This is a genomic window from Pseudomonas xantholysinigenes, from assembly GCF_014268885.2.
Lineage (GTDB): Bacteria > Pseudomonadota > Gammaproteobacteria > Pseudomonadales > Pseudomonadaceae > Aquipseudomonas > Aquipseudomonas xantholysinigenes.
This window is the reverse complement of record NZ_CP077095.1, coordinates 475,928-494,968: the sequence shown is the minus strand read 5'-3', so window position 1 is coordinate 494,968 and position 19,041 is coordinate 475,928. Positions and strand designations below refer to the sequence as shown.

Genomic DNA, 19,041 nt, shown 5'->3' with positions numbered 1-19,041 from the left:
CCTCCTATTGCAAAGGAATCGCCACGCTCAGGCTGGTGCCTTCGCCCGGCTCGCTGTCGAGGCTCATGCTGCCCCCGAGCATCAGTACCCGCTCGCGCACCCCGACCAGCCCGAACGAAGTGGGCCGCGCCGCATCGACGGCGAAACCGGCGCCGTCGTCGATGACCGTCATGCGCAACATCTGCTGTTCGTGCTCCAGGATGATCTGCACGGTATGCGCCTTGGCATGGCGCATGACGTTGGTCAGCGCCTCCTGGAGGATGCGGAACAGGCCAGTGGCCTTGGCATCGCTCAAGGATGGCAGGTTGTCCGGCACCTGCACCAAGCAAGGGATCTGCGTGCGCGCCTCGAAACGCCGGCCCTGCCATTCGATCGCCGAAGCGATGCCGGCGTCGAGAATCGGCGGGCGCAGGGCGGTGGCGACATCGCGCACCAGTTGGAACAGCTGGGCGATCAGGCGCTTCATGCTGGCCAGGCGCTCATTGAGCCCTGGATCCAGCTCGGCGTAGGCCAGCTCGCACATCGACACCTCCAGCTTGAGCACCGTCAGCATCTGCCCGAGCTCGTCATGCACTTCCCGGGCGATACGGGCTTTTTCTTCCTCGCGCACGCTCTCCAGGTGCGCCGACAACTCGCGCAGTTGCTCCTGCGACGCGGCCAGGGCCAACTCGGCCTGCTTGCCCTGGGTGATGTCCCAGACCACGCCGTCCCAGACCATGCGCCCATCGGCCAGGCGGCGGGTGGTGGCCTTGATGTCGGCCCAACGCCCGATACCATCGCGGGTCAGGATGCGGCCCTGCCAGGACCAGTCGCGGTCGCCGGCCAGGGCCAGGTCCTGGACCCGGTGGTAGTCGGCGCGATCCTCGGGGTGGACCAGGTTGCGCAGGCCCATGTCCGGGTGCTGGATCTCGGCGGGGGTGTAGCCGACCAACGCCGTGCTGCCCTCACTGATATAGGGGAACTCCGGATCGCCTTCGGCCGGGTCGCGCTCCAGGCGAAACACCAGGCCCGGCACATTGCCGGCGATGCCCTTGAGCCGCGCCTCGCTCTCGCGCAACGCCGCCAACGCGCGACGCCGCTCGGTGATGTCGGCGACGAACACCACCAGGTACTCGGCATCACGAAAACGCAGGAACGACAACGACAGCTCCACCGGCAACGCGCTGCCATCGGCGCGCCGGCACTGGGTCTCGAACTGCTGGTCGCCGCCCTCCCCGGCCCGCGCCCGCCGCCACAGCTCCAGCCAGCGGTCCATGCTCAGGTTGGGTTCGATATCCGCCAGCGGTCGCTCCAGCAACGCCCCCTCGGCAAAACCGAGCATGCCCTCGACGGCATGGTTGGCGTAGCGCACATGGCTGTCCCAGTTGACCCAGAGGATGCCCAGCGTGCTCTGGTCGAGGGAGAACTGGCTCAGGCGCAGGGCTTCCTCACGCACCTGGCGTGCCACCAGGCTTTCCCGCGCGGCCAGCAAGGCCCGCTCCAGGGCGCGCTGTTGCCGGCGTTGCCACACCAGGGTGGCCAGGGCACACAGCAGCAGCAGGCCAAACAGCAAGGCCAGGTTCTGCCAGAAACCCGCCGACTCCGAAAAGCGCGGGTATTTGGGCTGCAGCCAGCGCTGGTGCAACTGCTCAAGGGTCTTGGCCGGCATGGCTTGCAGGGCACGTTCGAGCACCTCGGCCAGCATCGGCCAGTCGCGCCGCGAGCCGACCCGCAACAGCTGCGGCAAACCGATGTCGCCCACCACCGCCAGATCGGCAAACTCGCTTTCGCGGGACAACCGGCTGAGCTGCGCCTCGTCCAGCACGGCGAAGCTGGCCTGGCCACCCAGCACCAGCTGCAATGCCTCACGCTCGTTGGGCACGCCTTGCAAGTTGAGGTTGGCATAGTTGCCGCGCAAGTAATCCGCCAGGGGCCCGGGCATGCGCACCGCCACCCGTTCGCTGGCCGCGAGTTTCTCCAGCTCTACCGCCACGGCACCGCTGCGCGCACCCACCACCAACTGCGGAATCCGCATGTACGGATCGCTGAACAGCCATAGGCGCAGGCTGGCCGGGGTCTGTGTCAGCCCGGGGGCGAAATCGATCTCTCCGGCCTGCAAGGCATGCTCCAGGGCGGCCTGGTCAGGGAAGCCGCGCCAGGTCAGATCGAGCTGCAACGCCTGGGCAATGGCGCCGACCAGCTCCACGTTGGCCCCGTAGAACTGCTGCAAGCGGCGATCGAACTGTGCATAAGGTGCCTGCAGCACCAGGCCGACCCGCATTTCGCGGTGTTCATCCAGCCATTGCTGCTGCGCCGGCTCCAGCACCAGCGCGGGCGACGGCTCAGGCCGCGCCAAGGCGATCAAGGGCAGACACAACCAGCCGATAACCCACAGGCAACGCACTCGCTTCATCTCTACGCTCGTCTTGGCAATGATGGCCGCCTGGCGTGGCCGTCGCGGGCAAATACCATTAGGCTGCCGGTATGATTCTGGCCTTGGATTGATCGATGTTCACACTTTATCGCACGACGCTGGCAATGTGCTGCCTGGCCGCAGCCCTGCCGCTCGGCGCTCAGGCCGCCGATGCCGAGCCCGCGCCAACCGCCACCGAAGCGGCCACCCCCGCCCCCACGCCGCGCGCGCCGCTGCTCGAGCGCAGCCAGGACGATGCCCTGGCCCTCGAACGCCAGGTGCCCAAGGCCGAGCAACAGACGCTGCAGGCCAATGGCGAAAACTTCCTGGCGCTGTGGAAGCCCGCCAACGACAGTGACCCCAAGGGCGCGGTGATCATCGTCCCGGGCGCCGGTGAGAATGCCGACTGGCCCACCACCGTGGGCCCGCTGCGTCGCGGCTTTCCCGATGTCGGCTGGAGCACCCTGAGCCTGAGCATGCCCGATCTGCTGGCCGAACGACCGCAGGCTCGGGCGGCGGACAAACCCGCGCCCGCCGCGGCAAAGGACCAGGGTGAGTCCGCCCCGGCCAAGGACACCCCGGCCGATGCCAACGCCAACGTCGCCCAGGCCACCGCGCCCGAGGCGGATGCCGCCGACAGCACCGACGCGGTCGAGGCCGACGAGCACACCCGCGAGGAAGATGCCGAGCGTATCTTCGCCCGCCTCGACGCCGCCGTGGCCTATGCCCAGCAGCAGAAGGCGCGCAGCATCGTCATGCTCGGCAACGGCAGCGGCGCCTATTGGGCCGCGCGCTACCTCAGCGAGAAACAACCGCCCCAGGTACAGAAACTGGTGATGGTCGCCGCCCAGACCCCGGCACGGGTGGAGCACGACCTGCTCAGCCTGACGCCGACCTTGAAAGTGCCGACCGCCGACTTCTACTACGCCACCCGCACCCCGGACCGCCTGGCCGCCGAGCAACGCCTGCAGGCCAGCAAGCGGCAGAAGGACAGCCAGTACCGGCAGCTGGCGTTGATTGCCATGCCGGGCAACAAGGCGGCGGAGCAGGAGCAGTTGCTGCGCCGGGTACGCGGTTGGCTGACGCCCAAGGACGAGTGACACAGCACAAACCATAGGCGCCAGCTTCGCGGGCAAGCCCGCTCCCACAGGGATGACAGCCCCCAGGGCGACCTCCTGCGATTCGGCGCCGCGATCAGCTCAAAGCCCGCGCCTTTTGCGGATCAGGGCAAAGGCCTGGTGCAGCTCACGGGTGAGTTCGGTCGCCTCACGCACCCTCGCCTCGCTGGCGCCGCTGCCCACCAGTTTGTCCGGGTGATGCCGGCTGAGCAGGCGCCGATAGGCCTGCTTGACCTGGTCCGCCTCGGTATCCGGCTCGACTCCCAACAAGCGCAGCGCCGCCGCGTAGGTCATCACGCCACCGTCGAGCGCCGACCGGCGTGGCTCGTATTCCAACGCCAGCGCCTGCACCTGCTGGCGGCTCAGCCCCAACTGCTGGCCCCAGCCCAGCAACAGGTCGCGCTCCTGGCGCCCAGCCTTGCCATCGGCCCAGACCATGCGCCAGCAGGCGCGCAAGGTGCCCTCGGCGGCATGCGGCTGTTGCTTGATCCGGCGCAGGTGCTGCCCCAGTCGATCCTTGCCGGCCTTGCCACGGTTGAACGCGGCAATCGCCCGCAACCGCGCCGGCTCGCTGAGGGCCAGGCGGGTCATTTCCTGGCGCGCCTGCTGGATATGCCCCTCGGCCACCCGGCCATCGCTCTTGGCCAGCCGCCCGAGCAACACGAACAACAGCTCGTCATCACGCAGCGCCGCGCGCCCACCCAAGCGCTCGCGCACATCGTCCCATCCCTGCAGGCGCAGGCGCCGATCCATGGCCTGGCCCAGCAACGCCCCGAGCAATGCCCCAGGAATGCTGGCCACGGCGAAACCGGCGCCGGCACCGATCACTGTGCTCGGCCACCACATGTCAGACGCGCTCGCCGAGCAGGCGCTCGACATCGGCCAGGCGTTCCAGGGTACCGACATCGATCCAGTGGCCCTGGTAGTGCTCGCCGCTCACTTTCCCCTCGGCCATGGCCCGGCGCAACAAGGGTGCCAGCTTGAAGGCGCCAGGCTGGCAACCCTCGAACAGGGCCGGGTGCAGCACCGAGATGCCGCTGAAGGTCAGCGTTCCCGGGGCCTCGTCGCCATCGCTGACCTGGCCGTCGGCCAGGCGAAAGTCGCCCCGGCCGTGATGCCCTGGGTTGTCCACCAGCACCAGATGCGCCAAACCCTGCAGCGGGGCGTTCAGGCCGGCGAAGTCGTAGTCGCTCCAGACGTCACCATTGACCAGCAGGAACGGCGCATCGCCCAGCAATGGCAATGCCTTGAAGATGCCGCCACCGGTTTCCAGCGGCTCGCCTTCCGGCGAGTAGCGAATGCTCAGGCCGAAACGGCTGCCATCACCCAAGTGGTCCTCGATCTGCTGGCCAAGCCAGGCATGGTTGATCACCACCTCGGTGATGCCGGCACGCGCCAGCGCTTCGAGGTGGTATTCGATCAACGGCTTGCCGGCCGCTGGCACCAGCGGCTTGGGTGTCGTCAGGGTCAATGGGCGCATGCGCTCGCCCTTGCCCGCCGCCAGGATCATCGCCTTCATGAGCGCGCCTCGCCCTTGAGCTCGGCAATCAGCTGCCCCAGCTCAATCAGTTCGGGACGACGCGCGATCACTTCATCTATATAGGCAAAGAAACGCGGCACATCGGCAAGGTAACGCGGCTTGCCGTCGCGATGGCAGATACGGGCGAAGATACCGATGACCTTGAGGTGGCGCTGTACGCCCATCAGGTCGCTGGCGCGGTGGAAATCCTCGAACGCCGGCTGCACCGGGATGCCGGCGGCACGGGCCTTGTCCCAGTAATCGCGCAGCCAGCCTTCGACGCGCGGTTGAGGCCAGCTGAGGAAGGCGTCCTTGAACAGGCAGGTGATATCGTAGGTGACCGGGCCATAGACGGCATCCTGGAAATCCAGCACGCCCGGGTTGGGTGTGCTTTGCATCAGGTTGCGCGGCATGTAGTCGCGGTGCACCAGCACCTTGGGCTGGGCCAGGGCGCTGTCGATCAGCAGTTGGCTGACCCGCTGCCAGCTCGCCTGCTGGGCCTCGCTGAAGGCCAGGCCCAGTTCGCGGCCAACGTACCATTCGGGGAACAGCTCGACTTCGCGACGCAACAGCGCGTTGTCATAGCTGGGCAGTACGGCGTCCATCGGCAGGCGCTGGAACGCCAGCAAGGCGTCGATCGCATCAGCGAACAGGCCGTCGGCGTTGTCCTGGTCAATGATGTCCAGGTATGTCTGGCGCCCCAGATCGCCCAGCAACAGGAAGCCACGCTCCAGCTCCTGGGCATGGATAACCGGCACGTTTACCCCCGCCGTGGCCAGCAAGTGGTCGATATCGACGAACGGGCGGCAGTTCTCCTGGGGCGGGGGAGCATCCATGATCACGAAGCTGTGGCCGGCGCCTTCCCAGCGGAAGTAACGGCGGAAGCTGGCGTCGCTGCTGGCGGCGGTCAGGCTGCCTGCGGGCACTTCACCCCAGGCGTTGCTGCGGAACAGGTTGTGCAGTTGCCCGGCGAGCCAGGCGGTCAGTTGTTGCAGGCGTACATCGTGATCGGGCATTACAAGGGTCTCCGACGGCCCTAGCCGTCAAGCGGGTCATGCTTTATTATCCAGCATCTTTTTCAGACCATCGAGAGGCGTGCGGCCCCCACACGCGGGCAGATGGCACGCAGGAAGCCCGGACTAATAAGATGGCATTGAATTCCCCCGCGTTTCGTAGAAAGTTTCCATTGCTGGTAACTGGCGGCCTGCTGGCCATGCAACCTCTGGCCACATCGTACGTGGTTGCGGCCGAGCAGTTCGACTGCCAAGTGTCCGCCTCCGGTGGTTGGGACTGCAAGCCCAAGACCGCAGCCAACCTGCCTCCGCGCCCGGTACACCCGGGCGCCGCCGCTGCCAGCTCGGGCACCGACGCCTCGGGCGAGGCGGTCGCGGCTGAAGCCGACAAGCCGATGCTGGTCACCGAGGCCAAAGGCCGCGGCCTGAAGTCGCGCAGCGAGGATTACAGCCACCTGGACTGGGTCCCGCGCGACAAGCTCACCGCCGCACAGCTGGCCGAGACCGGCCCGTACTGCGGTGGCGCCTATATCGAGCCGACCCGCCCGGGCATGAACGACTCCACGCCCAAGGACGAGTCGCCGACCTACATCAACGCCAAGGTCTCCAAGTACCAGCAGGAGCAGCAGATCGCTACCCTCGCCGGTGACGTGGTCATGCGCCAGGGCAGCATGCAGGCCGAGGCCGACGAGGCCAACCTGTACCAGGCCGAGAACCGTGGCGAGCTCAAGGGCAACGTCAGGATCCGCGACAACGGCAGCCTGGTGGTTGGCGACGAGGCGCAGATCCAGCTCGACACCGGCGAAGCCCGGGTCGACAACGCCGAATACGTGATGCACAAGTCGCACATCCGCGGTAACGCGCTGTACGCCAAGCGTGCCGAGAACGCCATCATCCGCCTCAAGGACGGTACCTATACCACCTGTGAGCCGGGCAGCAACGCGTGGCAGCTCAAGGGCAACAACATCACCCTGAACCCGGCCACCGGCTTCGGTACCGCGACCAACGTCACCCTGCGGGTCAAGGACTTCCCGGTCCTGTACACCCCGTACATCTACTTCCCGATCGACGACCGTCGCCAGTCCGGCTTCCTGCCGCCTTCGTTCGGCACCAGCAGCGATACCGGCTTCATGCTGGTCACGCCGTACTACTTCAACCTGGCGCCGAACTACGACGCCACCTTGTACCCGCGCTACATGGCCAAGCGCGGCATGCTCATGGAAGGCGAGTTCCGCTACCTGACCAAGTCCAGCGAAGGCCAGTTCGGCGGTTCCTACCTGAGCGACCAGGACGACGACCGCAAGCTGCAGACGGACTACAAGAAAGAACGCTGGATGGTCAACTGGCAGCACAAGGGCGGCCTGGACGAGCGCCTGATGACCGAGGTGGACTACACCGACATCAGCGACCCGTTCTACTTCCAGGACCTGGAGTCGGACCAGATCGGTGTCGAAAGCCGTGACGTCATCAACCAGCAGGGCGCGCTCACCTACCGCGGCGACAGCTACACCGCGCGGTTGAATCTGCACGCCTACGAGATGGCGACCATTTCGCAGATCACGCCGTATGACCGGTTGCCGCAGATTACGCTGGCCGGCATGCTGCCGTTCCACCCCGGCGGCTTCGACCTGTCTTACGAAACCGAGGCCGTGCGCTTCGATCGTGACCTGAAGAACGACTTCGTCAGGGACAAGGACGGCCTCCCGGATATCACCGCAGGCCTGCCCGGTCGTCGCCTGGACGAGAACGTTTCCGGTATCGCCCGCGCCAACGGCACCCGCCTGAACGCGGCGCCGGCAATCAGTTTGCCTATGCTAGCCAGCTACGGCTACATCATGCCGAAGCTGAAGTATGTCTACACCAACTATGACCTCGACCTCGACAGCCAGGGCAAGGCCCAGGCCGCCCTCCAGTCGCAGCGTCCTGGTTACGGTAGCTACAGCAGTTCGCAAAGCCGCGACATCCCAATCTTCAGCGTCGACAGCGGCCTGTACTTCGACCGCAATACCCAGCTGTTCGGTACCAACTACCGCCAGACCCTCGAGCCGCGCCTGTTCTACCTCTATGTCCCGTACAAGGACCAGAAGGACATTCCGCTGTTCGACACCTCGGAAAGCACCTTCAACTATTCCTCGCTGTTCCGCGACAACCGCTTCAGCGGCATCGACCGGATCGGCGACGAGAACAAGCTGTCGCTCGGCGTGACCAACCGCTGGATCGAGGACAACGGCTTCCAGCGCCAACGCTTCAGCATTGGCCAGGCGTACTACTTCAAGGACCGCAAGGTCCAGCTGCCGGGTATCGACTACCGCACCCGCAAGGACACCCAGGCGGATGTCTCGCCGTACGCCCTGGAATACGAATACGCCTTCAACCGCGACTGGCGCTTCAACTCGGACTTCAACTGGGATCCGGACAGCCGCAGCACCCGTTCGGGCAGCGCAATGTTCCACTACCAGCCTGAAGACAATCCGAACAAGATCGTCAACCTCGGTTATCGCTACCGCAACGACCTGATCACCTACGACACCCAGACCGGTACCTGGAAAGTCGGCGGTGGCGACTATGGCACCCCTGGTAGCCCGAACTACATCAAGGACTACTACAAGATCCAGCAGCACGATTTCTCGGTCATCTGGCCGATCGTGCCGCAATGGAGCGTCATCGCCCGCTGGCAGCACGACTACAACCGCAACCGCACCCTCGAGGCAATGGGCGGTTTCGAGTATGACAACTGCTGCTGGAAGCTGCGCCTGATCAACCGCTACTGGATGGACTACGACGACTTCAGCCAGGCCACCCCACAGAACGAGAAGGGCGACCACGGCGTCTTCCTGCAGATCGTCCTGAAAGGCCTGGGTGGTGTAATGGGCAACAAGGTCGAGTCGTTCCTGGACAAAGGCATTCAAGGTTACCGTACACGTGAAGACCAAGCTTATTGATCGTCTGCGCCCGCTGATGCTGGGCGCCGTATTGCTGAGCGGCGCGGCGCATGCCGCCCCGCAACCCCTTGACCGCGTGGTGGCCATCGTCGACAACGACGTGGTCATGCAGAGCCAGCTCGACCAGCGCGTGCGCGAAGTGCAGCAGACCATCGCCAAGCGTGGCGGTGGCGTGCCGCCGGCCGGCGCGCTGGAGCAGCAGGTGCTGGAGCGCCTGATCGTCGAGAACCTGCAACTGCAGATCGGCGAACGCTCGGGCATCCGCATCACCGACGAGGATCTCAACCAGGCAGTCGGCACCATCGCCCAGCGCAATGGCATGTCGCCGGAGCAGTTCCGCGCGGCGCTGGCCCACGATGGCCTGTCGTACGACGACGCCCGCGAGCAGATCAAGCGCGAGATGATCATCAGCCGCGTGCGCCAGCGCCGCGTGGCCGAGCGCATCCAGGTATCCGAGCAGGAAGTGAAGAACTACCTCAACTCGGACATGGGCAAGATGCAGATGTCGGAAGAGTACCGTCTGGCCAACATCCTCATCCCCACCCCGGAAGGCGCCAACTCGGAGGCTATCCAGGCCGCCGCGCGCCAGGTCGGCGATGTCTACCAGCAGCTCAAGCAAGGCGCGGACTTCGGCCAGATGGCCATCGCCCGCTCGCGCAGCGAGAACGCCCTGGAAGGCGGCGAGATGGGCTGGCGTAATGCCGGTCAACTGCCACCTGATTTCGCCAAGATGCTCGGCAGCATGGCCGTGGGCGATATCACCCAGCCAATCCGCATCCCCAACGGCTTCATCATCCTCAAGCTCGAGGAGAAGCGCGGTGGCAGCGAGAGCGTGCTGCGCGACGAGGTGCATGTACGCCATATCCTGATCAAACCAAGCGAAATCCGCAGCGACGCCGCCACCGAGCAACTGGCCGAGCGCCTCTACGACCGCATCAAGAGCGGCGAAGACTTCGGCGAACTGGCGAAGAGCTTCTCGGAAGATCCAGGTTCGGCGCTCAACGGCGGCGACCTCAACTGGGTCGACCCGAACAGCCTGGTGCCTGAGTTCCGCGAGCAGATGGCCAACGCCCAGCAAGGCGAAGTGACCCGTCCGTTCCGTACCCAGTACGGCTGGCACGTGCTGGAAGTGCTGGGCCGCCGCGCCACCGACAGCACCGACAAGGCCCGCGAACAGCAGGCAATGAACGTGCTGCGCAACCGCAAGTACGACGAAGAGCTGCAGACCTGGCTGCGCCAGATCCGTGACGAAGCCTACGTCGAGATCAAGCTGCCTGGCGCCGACCAGGCCGCCCAGTGAAACCCCTGCGTTTCGCCGTCACGCCCGGCGAGCCGGCCGGCATAGGCCCCGACCTGTGCCTGCTGCTCGCCGCCGAGACCCAGCCCCACCCCCTGATCGCCATCACCAGCCGTGACCTGCTCGCCGAGCGGGCCGCGCAGCTGGGGCTGGCCGTTACCCTGCTGCCGGTCAGCCCAGGCCACTTCCCCGACCAGCCCGCCGCCGCCGGCAGCCTGTATGTCTGGGACACGCCCCTGGCCGCGCCGGTGGCAGCCGGGCAGTTGGACAAGGCCAACGCCGCATTCGTCCTGGAAACGCTCACCCGCGCAGGCCAAGGCTGCCTTGCCGGTGATTTCGCCGGCATGATCACCGCCCCGGTGCACAAGGGCGTGATCAACGAAAGCGGTATCGCCTTCTCCGGCCACACCGAATTCCTCGCCGAGCTGACACACACCACGCAAGTGGTCATGATGCTGGCGACCCGAGGCCTGCGCGTGGCCCTGGTGACTACCCACCTGCCCCTGCGCGACATTGCCGATGCCATCACTGGCGAACGCCTGGAGCGCGTGACCCGCATCCTGCATGCGGACATGCGCGACAAGTTCGGCATCAGCGCCCCACGCATCCTGGTCTGCGGCCTCAACCCGCATGCCGGAGAAGGCGGCCACCTGGGCCGCGAAGAAATCGACATCATCGAGCCCACTCTGGCGCGCCTGCGCGCCGAAGGCATGGACCTGCGCGGTCCGTTGCCAGCCGATACCCTGTTTACCCCCAAATATCTGGAGCACTGCGACGCGGTGCTGGCGATGTACCACGACCAAGGCCTGCCCGTGCTCAAGTACAAGGGCTTCGGCGCCGCGGTCAACGTGACGCTGGGCCTGCCGATCATCCGCACCTCGGTCGACCATGGCACCGCCCTGGACCTGGCCGGCAGCGGCAAGGTCGATACCGGCAGCCTGCGCGTCGCCCTGGAAACCGCCTACCAGATGGCCGAGAACCGACCATGACCGAGCACTACCAACACCGGGCGCGCAAGCGCTTCGGCCAGAACTTCCTGCACGACGCCGGAATCATCGACCGCATCCTGCGGGCGATCAACGCCAAGGCCGGCGAACACCTGCTGGAAATCGGCCCTGGCCAGGGCGCCCTCACCGAGGGCTTGCTGGGCAGCGGCGCGCAACTGGACGTGGTCGAGCTGGACAAGGACCTGGTGCCGATCCTGCAGCACAAGTTCGCCGGGCGTGACAACTTCCGCCTGCACCAGGGCGATGCCCTGAAGTTCGACTTCAACCAGCTGGGCGTTCCGCCGCGCAGCCTGAAAGTCGTGGGCAACCTGCCCTACAACATCTCCACCCCGCTGATCTTCCACCTGCTCGATCACGCCGGGCTGATCCGCGACATGCACTTCATGCTGCAAAAGGAAGTGGTCGAGCGCATGGCGGCCGGCCCAGGCGGCGGCGACTGGGGCCGCCTGTCGATCATGGTCCAGTACCACTGCCGCGTGGAACACCTGTTCAATGTCGGCCCAGGCGCGTTCAACCCGCCGCCGAAAGTCGACTCGGCGATCGTGCGCCTGGTGCCGCACGAAGTGCTGCCGCATCCAGCGAAGAATCCCAAGCTCCTGGAGCACGTGGTGCGCGAAGCCTTCAACCAGCGCCGCAAGACCCTGCGCAATACCCTCAAAGGCCTGCTCGACAGCGCCGCCATCGAAGCCGCCGGCGTCGACGGCAGCCTGCGCCCCGAGCAGTTGGACCTGGCCGCCTTCGTGCGCCTGGCTGACCAGTTGGCTGATCAGCAAGCCTGATTCCTCCTGCATCGGCCTCTTCGCGGGCAAGCCCGCTCCCACAGTGACCGCGTGCGATTCCTGTGGGGGCGGGTTTACCCGCGAAGAGGTCGGTACTGATAACCAAGATCTCAAGCCCCACCCCGCTGGCCCTCCCCCCTCTCAATGGCCTAGACTGCGTTATTGCGTCAGTTCGCCCAAGGCCCTTGCATGTCCGACCCCCGCTATCAGATCGACGTCAGCGTCGTGACCCGCTACCTCAAAGAACAATCCGACCCCGAAAGCAGCCGTTTCGCCTTCGCCTACACCATTACCGTGCAGAACAACGGCACGCTCAAGGCCAAGCTGATGTCCCGTCACTGGCTGATCACCAACGGTGACGGCGAAGTCGAGGAAGTGCGCGGCGCCGGGGTCATCGGCCAGCAGCCGTCGATCGATCCCGGCCAGAGCCACACCTACAGCAGCGGCGCGGTGATCAGCACCCGTGTCGGCACCATGCAGGGCAGTTACCAGATGTTCGCCGAAGACGGCCAACGTTTCGATGCGCAGATCGCGCCGTTCCGCCTGGCCGTGCCTGGGGCCCTGCACTGATGGCCACTTATGCCGTCGGTGACCTGCAAGGTTGCCTGCAACCGCTCAAGTGCCTGCTCGAGCGAGTGCGCTTCAACCCTGCGGTCGATCGCTTGTGGCTGGTGGGCGACCTGGTCAACCGCGGCCCCGAGTCCCTCGAAACCCTGCGCTACCTCTACGCGATGCGCGAGTCGCTGGTCTGCGTGCTGGGCAACCACGACCTGCACCTGCTGGCGGCCTGGCATAACGTCGAACGCCTGAAGAAAAGCGACACCCTGCGCGAGATCATCGAAGCCCCGGACGCCGACCCGTTGTTCGACTGGCTACGCCAGCAGAAGCTGCTGCACTACGACGAGCAACGCGGGATCGCCATGGTCCATGCCGGCATTCCACCGCAATGGACCCTGGGCAGGGCGCTGGAGCTGGCCGCCGAAGTCGAGCAGGTGCTGCGCGACGACGGTCGCCTCAAGCTGTACCTGGACGGCATGTACGGCAACGAGCCGAACAAGTGGAGCAAGGACCTGGCCGGCGTCGACCGCCTGCGGGTGATCACCAACTACTTCACCCGCATGCGCTTCTGCACCGCCGCCGGCAAGCTCGACCTCAAGAGCAAGGAAGGGCTGGACACCGCGCCCAAGGGCTACAAGCCCTGGTTCGACCACCCGGATCGCCGCTCACGGCACGTGAAGATCATTTTCGGCCACTGGGCCGCCCTCGAAGGCCGCGTCGACGCGCCGGGCGTGATCGCCCTGGACACCGGTTGCGTCTGGGGCGGAGCCATGACCCTCTACAACGTCGACAGTGGCGAGTACCACCGCTGCGACTGCACCCGCGAGGGCACCCCTCGCCTGCCGGCGCCCCCGGCCGCACCCAACGATCAGCCCTGAAGGAACCGCCCCATGAGCGAATTCAAGCGCATCTCCCCCGAGCAGGCCTTGGCCCTGCGCGCCGAAGGCGCGGTCGTGGTCGACATCCGCGACCCGCAAGCCTATGCCGCCGGACACATCACCGGTGCCACTCATCTGGATAACCACTCGGTGGCCGATTTCATCCGCAACGCCGACCTCGACGCGCCTACACTGGTGGTTTGCTACCACGGCAATTCCAGCCAGAGCGCCGCGGCCTACCTGGTCGGCCAGGGCTTCTCCAACGTCTACAGCATCGATGGTGGCTTCGAACTGTGGCGCAACACCTACCCGGCGGAAACCGCCCAGGGCAGCGCTGAATAATTTTTTTCATTTTTCCTGCAGCCCGCGCTCCGTGCGGGCTTGCGCCCGACCTGACGAACGGTCGTAGGCCTGTTCTCCGCTCCCCGCCCTTGACCTTGCCCAGAACCAACTATCCTTAAGCCCAGGCCATCCAAAAAAGGGGAGAGCCGGTACACCGGCGTGCGGGTCATCGGTAGCGTTCAAGGGTGTTCTGGGGGGTATACAGCAATCGGCGAACCCGGTTGCATGCCAGCATCAGCTGACTGATCCGGCGTCGTCTCCACGTATCGAGCGAGGTGACGTCATGAGCATTTTTAGCCACTTCCAACAACGTTTCGAGTCCACCCGCCAGGAAGAACTTTCGCTGCAGGAGTACCTCGAGCTGTGCAAAGAGGATCGCAGCGCCTACGCCTCGGCGGCCGAGCGGCTGTTGCTGGCCATCGGTGAACCAGAGCTGATCGACACCTCCACCAACTCCCGGCTGTCGCGGATCTTCTCCAACAAGGTGATTCGCCGCTACCCGGCCTTTGCCGACTTCCACGGGATGGAAGAGTGCATCGACCAGATCGTCTCGTACTTCCGCCATGCCGCCCAAGGCCTGGAAGAGAAGAAACAGATCCTCTACCTGCTGGGCCCGGTGGGCGGCGGCAAGTCGTCGCTGGCCGAAAAGCTCAAGCAGCTGATGGAGAAGGTGCCGTTCTACGCCATCAAGGGCTCGCCGGTCTTCGAGTCGCCCCTGGGGCTGTTCAACGCCACCGAGGACGGCGCGATCCTTGAAGAGGAATACGGCATCTCCCGCCGCTACCTCAACACCATCATGTCGCCCTGGGCCACCAAGCGCCTGCAGGAGTTCGGCGGCGACATCAGCAAGTTCAAGGTGGTCAAGCTCTACCCCTCGATCCTCAACCAGATCGCCATCGCCAAGACCGAGCCGGGCGACGAGAACAACCAGGATATCTCGGCCCTGGTGGGCAAGGTGGATATCCGCAAGCTCGAGGAATTCCCGCAGAACGACGCCGACGCCTACAGCTATTCGGGCGCGCTGTGCCGGGCCAACCAGGGCCTGATGGAATTCGTCGAGATGTTCAAGGCGCCGATCAAGGTCCTGCACCCGTTGCTCACCGCCACCCAGGAAGGCAACTACAACAGTACCGAAGGCCTTGGCGCGATCCCCTACTCCGGGATCCTGCTGGCCCACTCCAACGAATCGGAGTGGCACACCTTCCGCAACAACAAGAACAACGAGGCGTTCATCGACCGGATCTACATCGTCAAGGTGCCGTACTGCCTGCGCGTCAGCGACGAGATCAAGATCTACGACAAGCTGCTGATCAACAGTTCGCTGGCCAAGGCGCACTGCGCGCCCGACACCTTGAAGATGCTGGCCCAGTTCACCGTGCTCTCGCGCCTCAAGGAGCCGGAAAACTCCAATATCTACTCGAAGATGCGCGTCTATGACGGCGAAAACCTCAAGGACACCGACCCCAAGGCCAAGTCGATCCAGGAATACCGCGATTCCGCCGGCGTCGACGAAGGCATGAACGGCCTGTCGACCCGCTTCGCCTTCAAGATCCTCTCCAAGGTGTTCAACTTCGACCCGCATGAGGTGGCGGCCAACCCGGTACACCTGCTGTATGTGCTGGAACAGCAGATCGAGCAGGAGCAATTCCCGGCCGAAGTACGCGAACGCTACCTGCGCTACCTGAAGGAATACCTGGCCCCGCGCTACATCGAGTTCATCGGCAAGGAAATCCAGACCGCCTACCTGGAGTCCTACAGCGAATACGGGCAGAACATCTTCGACCGCTATGTGCTGTACGCCGACTTCTGGATCCAGGACCAGGAATATCGCGACCCGGAAACCGGCGAAATCCTCAACCGCATCGCCCTCAACGAAGAGCTGGAGAAGATCGAGAAGCCGGCCGGCATCAGCAATCCGAAGGACTTCCGCAACGAGATCGTCAACTTCGTGCTGCGCGCCCGGGCCAACAACAATGGCAAGAACCCCAGCTGGCTCAGCTACGAGAAGCTGCGGGTGGTGATCGAGAAGAAAATGTTCTCCAACACCGAGGACCTGCTGCCAGTCATCAGCTTCAACGCCAAGGCCAGCAAGGAGGATCAGCAGAAGCACAACGACTTCGTTACCCGGATGGTGGAGCGTGGCTACACCGACAAGCAGGTGCGCCTGTTGTCGGAATGGTACCTGCGGGTCAGGAAATCGCAATAAAGCGGCAAGCGTCAAGCCGCAAGCTGCAAGCTGTCCAGCGCCGTCGTCAAGGTCGGCGCTGCGGCTTGCAGCAGCGGTGGCTGCTCTTTCTTGCAGCTTGAGGCTTGCAGCTGCATCCAGTCACCGGAGGAACCATGAGCTACGTAATCGACCGACGCCTGAACGGCAAGAACAAGAGCACGGTCAATCGCCAGCGCTTCCTGCGGCGTTACCGTGAACACATCAAGAAGGCCGTCGAAGAGGCCGTGAGCCGCCGCTCCATCATGGACATGGAACATGGCGAGCAGATCAGCATCCCGGGACGCGACATCGACGAACCGGTGCTGCACCACGGTCGCGGCGGCAAGCAGACCATCGTCCACCCCGGCAACAAGGAGTTCACCGCCGGCGAACACATCGCCCGCCCCCAAGGTGGTGGCGGAGGCGGAGGTCGTGGCAAGGCCGGCAATTCCGGCGAGGGCATGGACGATTTCGTGTTCCAGATCACCCAGGAGGAGTTCCTCGAATTCATGTTCGAGGACCTGGAGCTGCCCAACCTGGTCAAGCGCCACCTGACCGGCGCCGACACCTTCAAGACCGTGCGGGCCGGTATCGCCAACGAAGGCAACCCCTCGCGCATCAACATCGTCCGCACCTTGCGCTCGGCCCACGCCCGGCGCATCGCCCTGACCGGCAGCAGCCGCGCGCTGCTGCGCGAGGCGCAGAAGGAACTGGCCCGGCTGAAGGTCGAAGAACCCGACAACTTCACCGATATCCAGGACACCGAGGCCGAGATCGAACGCCTCAAGGCGCGAATCAACCGCCTGCCGTTCCTCGACACCTTCGACCTCAAGTACAACCTGCTGGTCAAGCAGCCCAACCCCAGCTCCAAGGCGGTGATGTTCTGCCTGATGGACGTGTCCGGCTCGATGACCCAGGCTACCAAGGACATCGCCAAGCGCTTCTTCATCCTGCTGTACCTGTTCCTCAAGCGGAACTACGACCGCATCGAGGTGGTATTCATCCGCCACCACACCAGCGCGCGCGAAGTCGACGAGGAAGAATTCTTCTACTCCCGCGAGACCGGCGGCACCATCGTCTCCAGTGCCCTCAAGCTGATGCAGGAGGTCATGGCCGAGCGCTATCCGGCCAGCGACTGGAACATCTATGCCGCCCAGGCCTCCGACGGCGACAACTGGAACGACGACTCGCCGATCTGCCGCGACATCCTGGCCAACCAGATCATGCCGCACGTGCAGTACTACACTTATGTCGAGATCACCCCACGCGAACACCAGGCGCTCTGGTACGAATACGAACGTATCGGCGAAGCCTACCCCGACACTTTCGCCCAGCAACAGTTGGTATCGGCCGGCGATATCTACCCGGTCTTCCGTGAACTCTTCCAGCGCAGGTTAGCCACATGACCGCCAGAGAACAGCGACGCCAACCCATTTCCACGGGCTCCGAGTGGACCTTCGAGCTGATCCAGACCTACGACCGCGAGATCAGCCGCCTGGCCGCGCGCTACGCCCTGGACACCTACCCCAACCAGATCGAAGTGATCACCGCCGAGCAGATGATGGACGCCTACGCCTCGGTGGGCATGCCGCTGGGCTATCACCACTGGTCCTATGGCAAGCAGTTCCTCAGCACCGAAAAATCCTACAGCCGCGGGCAGATGGGCCTGGCCTACGAGATCGTGATCAACTCCGATCCGTGCATCGCCTACCTGATGGAAGAGAACACCATGTGCATGCAGGCACTGGTGATTGCCCACGCCTGCTACGGCCATAACAGTTTCTTCAAGGGCAACTACCTGTTCCGCACCTGGACCGACGCCAGTTCGATCATCGACTACCTGGTGTTCGCCAAGCAGTACATCGCCCAATGCGAGGAGCGCCACGGCATCGATGCGGTCGAGGACCTGATCGACTCCTGCCACGCCCTGATGAACTATGGCGTGGACCGCTACAAACGCCCCTACCCGATTTCCGCCGAGGAAGAGCGGCGCCGGCAGAAAGAACGCGAAGAGCACCTGCAAAAGCAGATCAACGACCTGTGGCGCACCATCCCCAAGGGCTCGGAAAAAGCCGGCGAGCGGGACGATGCGCGTTTCCCCGCCGAACCCCAGGAAAACATCCTCTACTTCATCGAAAAACACGCGCCGTTGCTGGAGCCCTGGCAACGCGAGGTGGTGCGCATCGTGCGCAAGATCGCCCAGTATTTCTATCCACAGCGCCAGACCCAGGTGATGAACGAAGGCTGGGCGACGTTCTGGCACTACACCCTGATGAACGACCTGTACGACGAAGGCCTGATCACCGAAGGCTTCATGATGGAGTTCCTGCAGTCGCACACCAGCGTGGTGTTCCAGCCAGGTTTCGACAGCCCCTACTACAGCGGCATCAACCCCTATGCCCTGGGCTTCGCCATGTACACCGACATCCGGCGCATGTGCGAGAACCCCACCGAAGAAGACCGCCGCTGGTTCCCCGACATCGCCGGCAGCGACTGGCTGTCGACCATCAAGTTCGCCATGAGCAGCTTCAAGGACGAAAGCTTCATCCTGCAGTACCTGTCACCCAAGGTGATGCGCGACCTCAAGCTGTTCAGCATCCTCGACGACGACCAGCGCGACGACCTGCTGGTACCGGCGATCCATGACGAAGACGGCTACCGCACCATCCGCGAGCAACTGGCCGCGCAGTACAACCTTGGCAACCGCGAACCCAATGTGCAGATCTGGAGCATCGACCGCCGCGGCGATCGCTCACTGACCCTGCGCCACCAGCAACACAACCGCAAGCCCCTGGGCGACTCCACCGAAGAGGTGCTCAAGCACCTGCACCGCCTGTGGGGCTTCGACATCCACCTGGAAACCGTACAAGGCGACCAGGTGATGAAGACCCACCACATGCCGCCCCGCGGCGAACATGGCGAGGCCGGCGACTACGGGCGCATGGACCTGGCCGTGGTACACCACCTCTAGCCAGCCACCTCCATTACCG

Annotated in this window: 15 protein-coding genes; 11 read left to right on the top strand and 4 right to left on the bottom strand. The window is 64.6% G+C overall.

What is annotated here, in order from left to right:
• Window positions 1-4: 4 nt before the first annotated feature.
• Window positions 5-2,392, bottom strand: a complete 2,388-nt coding sequence (locus HU772_RS02200; protein WP_186653261.1) for a PAS domain-containing sensor histidine kinase — start codon at window positions 2,390-2,392, stop codon at window positions 5-7.
• A gap of 95 nt (window positions 2,393-2,487) precedes the next feature.
• Between HU772_RS02200 and HU772_RS02195 the strand changes: the two genes are divergently transcribed.
• Window positions 2,488-3,492: an alpha/beta hydrolase family protein gene (locus HU772_RS02195; protein WP_186653264.1), complete on the top strand. Its 1,005-nt coding sequence runs from the start codon at window positions 2,488-2,490 to the stop codon at window positions 3,490-3,492.
• Window positions 3,493-3,591: 99 nt separating this feature from the next.
• Here the strand turns inward: HU772_RS02195 and HU772_RS02190 are convergent, their stop codons facing one another.
• Genes HU772_RS02190 through HU772_RS02180 form a run of 3 tightly spaced genes read right to left on the bottom strand, consistent with a single transcriptional unit; the run spans window position 3,592 to window position 6,045 of the window.
• Window positions 3,592-4,356 carry a TerB family tellurite resistance protein gene (locus tag HU772_RS02190; protein WP_186654149.1) on the bottom strand — a complete coding sequence of 255 codons (765 nt, stop codon included), beginning with the start codon at window positions 4,354-4,356 and terminating at the stop codon, window positions 3,592-3,594.
• Window position 4,357: 1 nt separating this feature from the next.
• Window positions 4,358-5,029: an N-acetylmuramate alpha-1-phosphate uridylyltransferase MurU gene (murU, locus tag HU772_RS02185; protein ID WP_186653274.1), complete on the bottom strand. Its 672-nt coding sequence runs from the start codon at window positions 5,027-5,029 to the stop codon at window positions 4,358-4,360.
• On the bottom strand, window positions 5,026-6,045 hold the full coding sequence (locus tag HU772_RS02180) for an aminoglycoside phosphotransferase family protein (protein ID WP_186653280.1): 1,020 nt from the start codon (window positions 6,043-6,045) through the stop codon (window positions 5,026-5,028). Before HU772_RS02180 ends, murU begins: the two co-directional genes overlap by 4 nt.
• A gap of 131 nt (window positions 6,046-6,176) precedes the next feature.
• Here HU772_RS02180 and HU772_RS02175 point away from each other — a divergent pair, with 131 nt between their 5' ends.
• The 10 genes from HU772_RS02175 to HU772_RS02130 all read left to right on the top strand — a co-directional run bounded on the left by HU772_RS02175 (window position 6,177) and on the right by HU772_RS02130 (window position 19,022).
• Window positions 6,177-8,984: an LPS-assembly protein LptD gene (locus HU772_RS02175; protein WP_186653283.1), complete on the top strand. Its 2,808-nt coding sequence runs from the start codon at window positions 6,177-6,179 to the stop codon at window positions 8,982-8,984.
• The gene (surA, locus tag HU772_RS02170) at window positions 8,965-10,284 is read left to right on the top strand and encodes a peptidylprolyl isomerase SurA (protein ID WP_186653286.1); all 1,320 of its coding nucleotides are present in this window, start codon (window positions 8,965-8,967) and stop codon (window positions 10,282-10,284) included. The genes HU772_RS02175 and surA overlap by 20 nt, the downstream gene beginning before the upstream one ends.
• On the top strand, window positions 10,281-11,270 hold the full coding sequence (gene pdxA / locus HU772_RS02165) for a 4-hydroxythreonine-4-phosphate dehydrogenase PdxA (protein WP_186653288.1): 990 nt from the start codon (window positions 10,281-10,283) through the stop codon (window positions 11,268-11,270). Before surA ends, pdxA begins: the two co-directional genes overlap by 4 nt.
• Window positions 11,267-12,067: a 16S rRNA (adenine(1518)-N(6)/adenine(1519)-N(6))-dimethyltransferase RsmA gene (gene rsmA, locus HU772_RS02160; protein ID WP_186653290.1), complete on the top strand. Its 801-nt coding sequence runs from the start codon at window positions 11,267-11,269 to the stop codon at window positions 12,065-12,067. Before pdxA ends, rsmA begins: the two co-directional genes overlap by 4 nt.
• Before the next feature lie 189 nt (window positions 12,068-12,256).
• Window positions 12,257-12,637: a Co2+/Mg2+ efflux facilitator ApaG/CorD gene (gene apaG, locus HU772_RS02155; protein ID WP_186653300.1), complete on the top strand. Its 381-nt coding sequence runs from the start codon at window positions 12,257-12,259 to the stop codon at window positions 12,635-12,637.
• Complete coding sequence (locus HU772_RS02150) at window positions 12,637-13,503, top strand: symmetrical bis(5'-nucleosyl)-tetraphosphatase (RefSeq protein ID WP_186653303.1); 867 nt, start codon at window positions 12,637-12,639, stop codon at window positions 13,501-13,503. The genes apaG and HU772_RS02150 overlap by 1 nt, the downstream gene beginning before the upstream one ends.
• 12 nt (window positions 13,504-13,515) lie before the next feature.
• Window positions 13,516-13,845 (top strand): thiosulfate sulfurtransferase GlpE, encoded by a 330-nt coding sequence (gene glpE, locus HU772_RS02145; RefSeq protein ID WP_186653312.1) that lies wholly within the window; start codon window positions 13,516-13,518, stop codon window positions 13,843-13,845.
• Between the two features lie 283 nt (window positions 13,846-14,128).
• Entirely contained in the window at window positions 14,129-16,051 is a 1,923-nt protein-coding gene (locus HU772_RS02140; protein WP_186653315.1) for a PrkA family serine protein kinase, read from the top strand.
• Window positions 16,052-16,185: 134 nt separating this feature from the next.
• The gene (locus HU772_RS02135) at window positions 16,186-17,457 is read left to right on the top strand and encodes a YeaH/YhbH family protein (RefSeq protein ID WP_186653318.1); all 1,272 of its coding nucleotides are present in this window, start codon (window positions 16,186-16,188) and stop codon (window positions 17,455-17,457) included.
• Window positions 17,454-19,022, top strand: a complete 1,569-nt coding sequence (locus tag HU772_RS02130) for a SpoVR family protein (protein ID WP_186653321.1) — start codon at window positions 17,454-17,456, stop codon at window positions 19,020-19,022. Before HU772_RS02135 ends, HU772_RS02130 begins: the two co-directional genes overlap by 4 nt.
• The last annotated feature ends 19 nt before the right edge of the window (window positions 19,023-19,041 follow it).

Bases quoted from the DNA above. Each gene is read 5' to 3' on its own strand.
- HU772_RS02200 (WP_186653261.1), bottom strand. From the start codon at position 2,392: ATGAAGCGAGTGCGTTGCCTGTGGGTTATCGGCTGGTTGTGTCTGCCC.
- HU772_RS02195 (WP_186653264.1), top strand. From the start codon at position 2,488: ATGTTCACACTTTATCGCACGACGCTGGCAATGTGCTGCCTGGCCGCA.
- HU772_RS02190 (WP_186654149.1), bottom strand. From the start codon at position 4,356: ATGTGGTGGCCGAGCACAGTGATCGGTGCCGGCGCCGGTTTCGCCGTG.
- murU (WP_186653274.1), bottom strand. From the start codon at position 5,029: ATGAAGGCGATGATCCTGGCGGCGGGCAAGGGCGAGCGCATGCGCCCA.
- HU772_RS02180 (WP_186653280.1), bottom strand. From the start codon at position 6,045: ATGCCCGATCACGATGTACGCCTGCAACAACTGACCGCCTGGCTCGCC.
- HU772_RS02175 (WP_186653283.1), top strand. From the start codon at position 6,177: ATGGCATTGAATTCCCCCGCGTTTCGTAGAAAGTTTCCATTGCTGGTA.
- rsmA (WP_186653290.1), top strand. From the start codon at position 11,267: ATGACCGAGCACTACCAACACCGGGCGCGCAAGCGCTTCGGCCAGAAC.
- apaG (WP_186653300.1), top strand. From the start codon at position 12,257: ATGTCCGACCCCCGCTATCAGATCGACGTCAGCGTCGTGACCCGCTAC.
- HU772_RS02150 (WP_186653303.1), top strand. From the start codon at position 12,637: ATGGCCACTTATGCCGTCGGTGACCTGCAAGGTTGCCTGCAACCGCTC.
- glpE (WP_186653312.1), top strand. From the start codon at position 13,516: ATGAGCGAATTCAAGCGCATCTCCCCCGAGCAGGCCTTGGCCCTGCGC.
- HU772_RS02140 (WP_186653315.1), top strand. From the start codon at position 14,129: ATGAGCATTTTTAGCCACTTCCAACAACGTTTCGAGTCCACCCGCCAG.
- HU772_RS02135 (WP_186653318.1), top strand. From the start codon at position 16,186: ATGAGCTACGTAATCGACCGACGCCTGAACGGCAAGAACAAGAGCACG.
- HU772_RS02130 (WP_186653321.1), top strand. From the start codon at position 17,454: ATGACCGCCAGAGAACAGCGACGCCAACCCATTTCCACGGGCTCCGAG.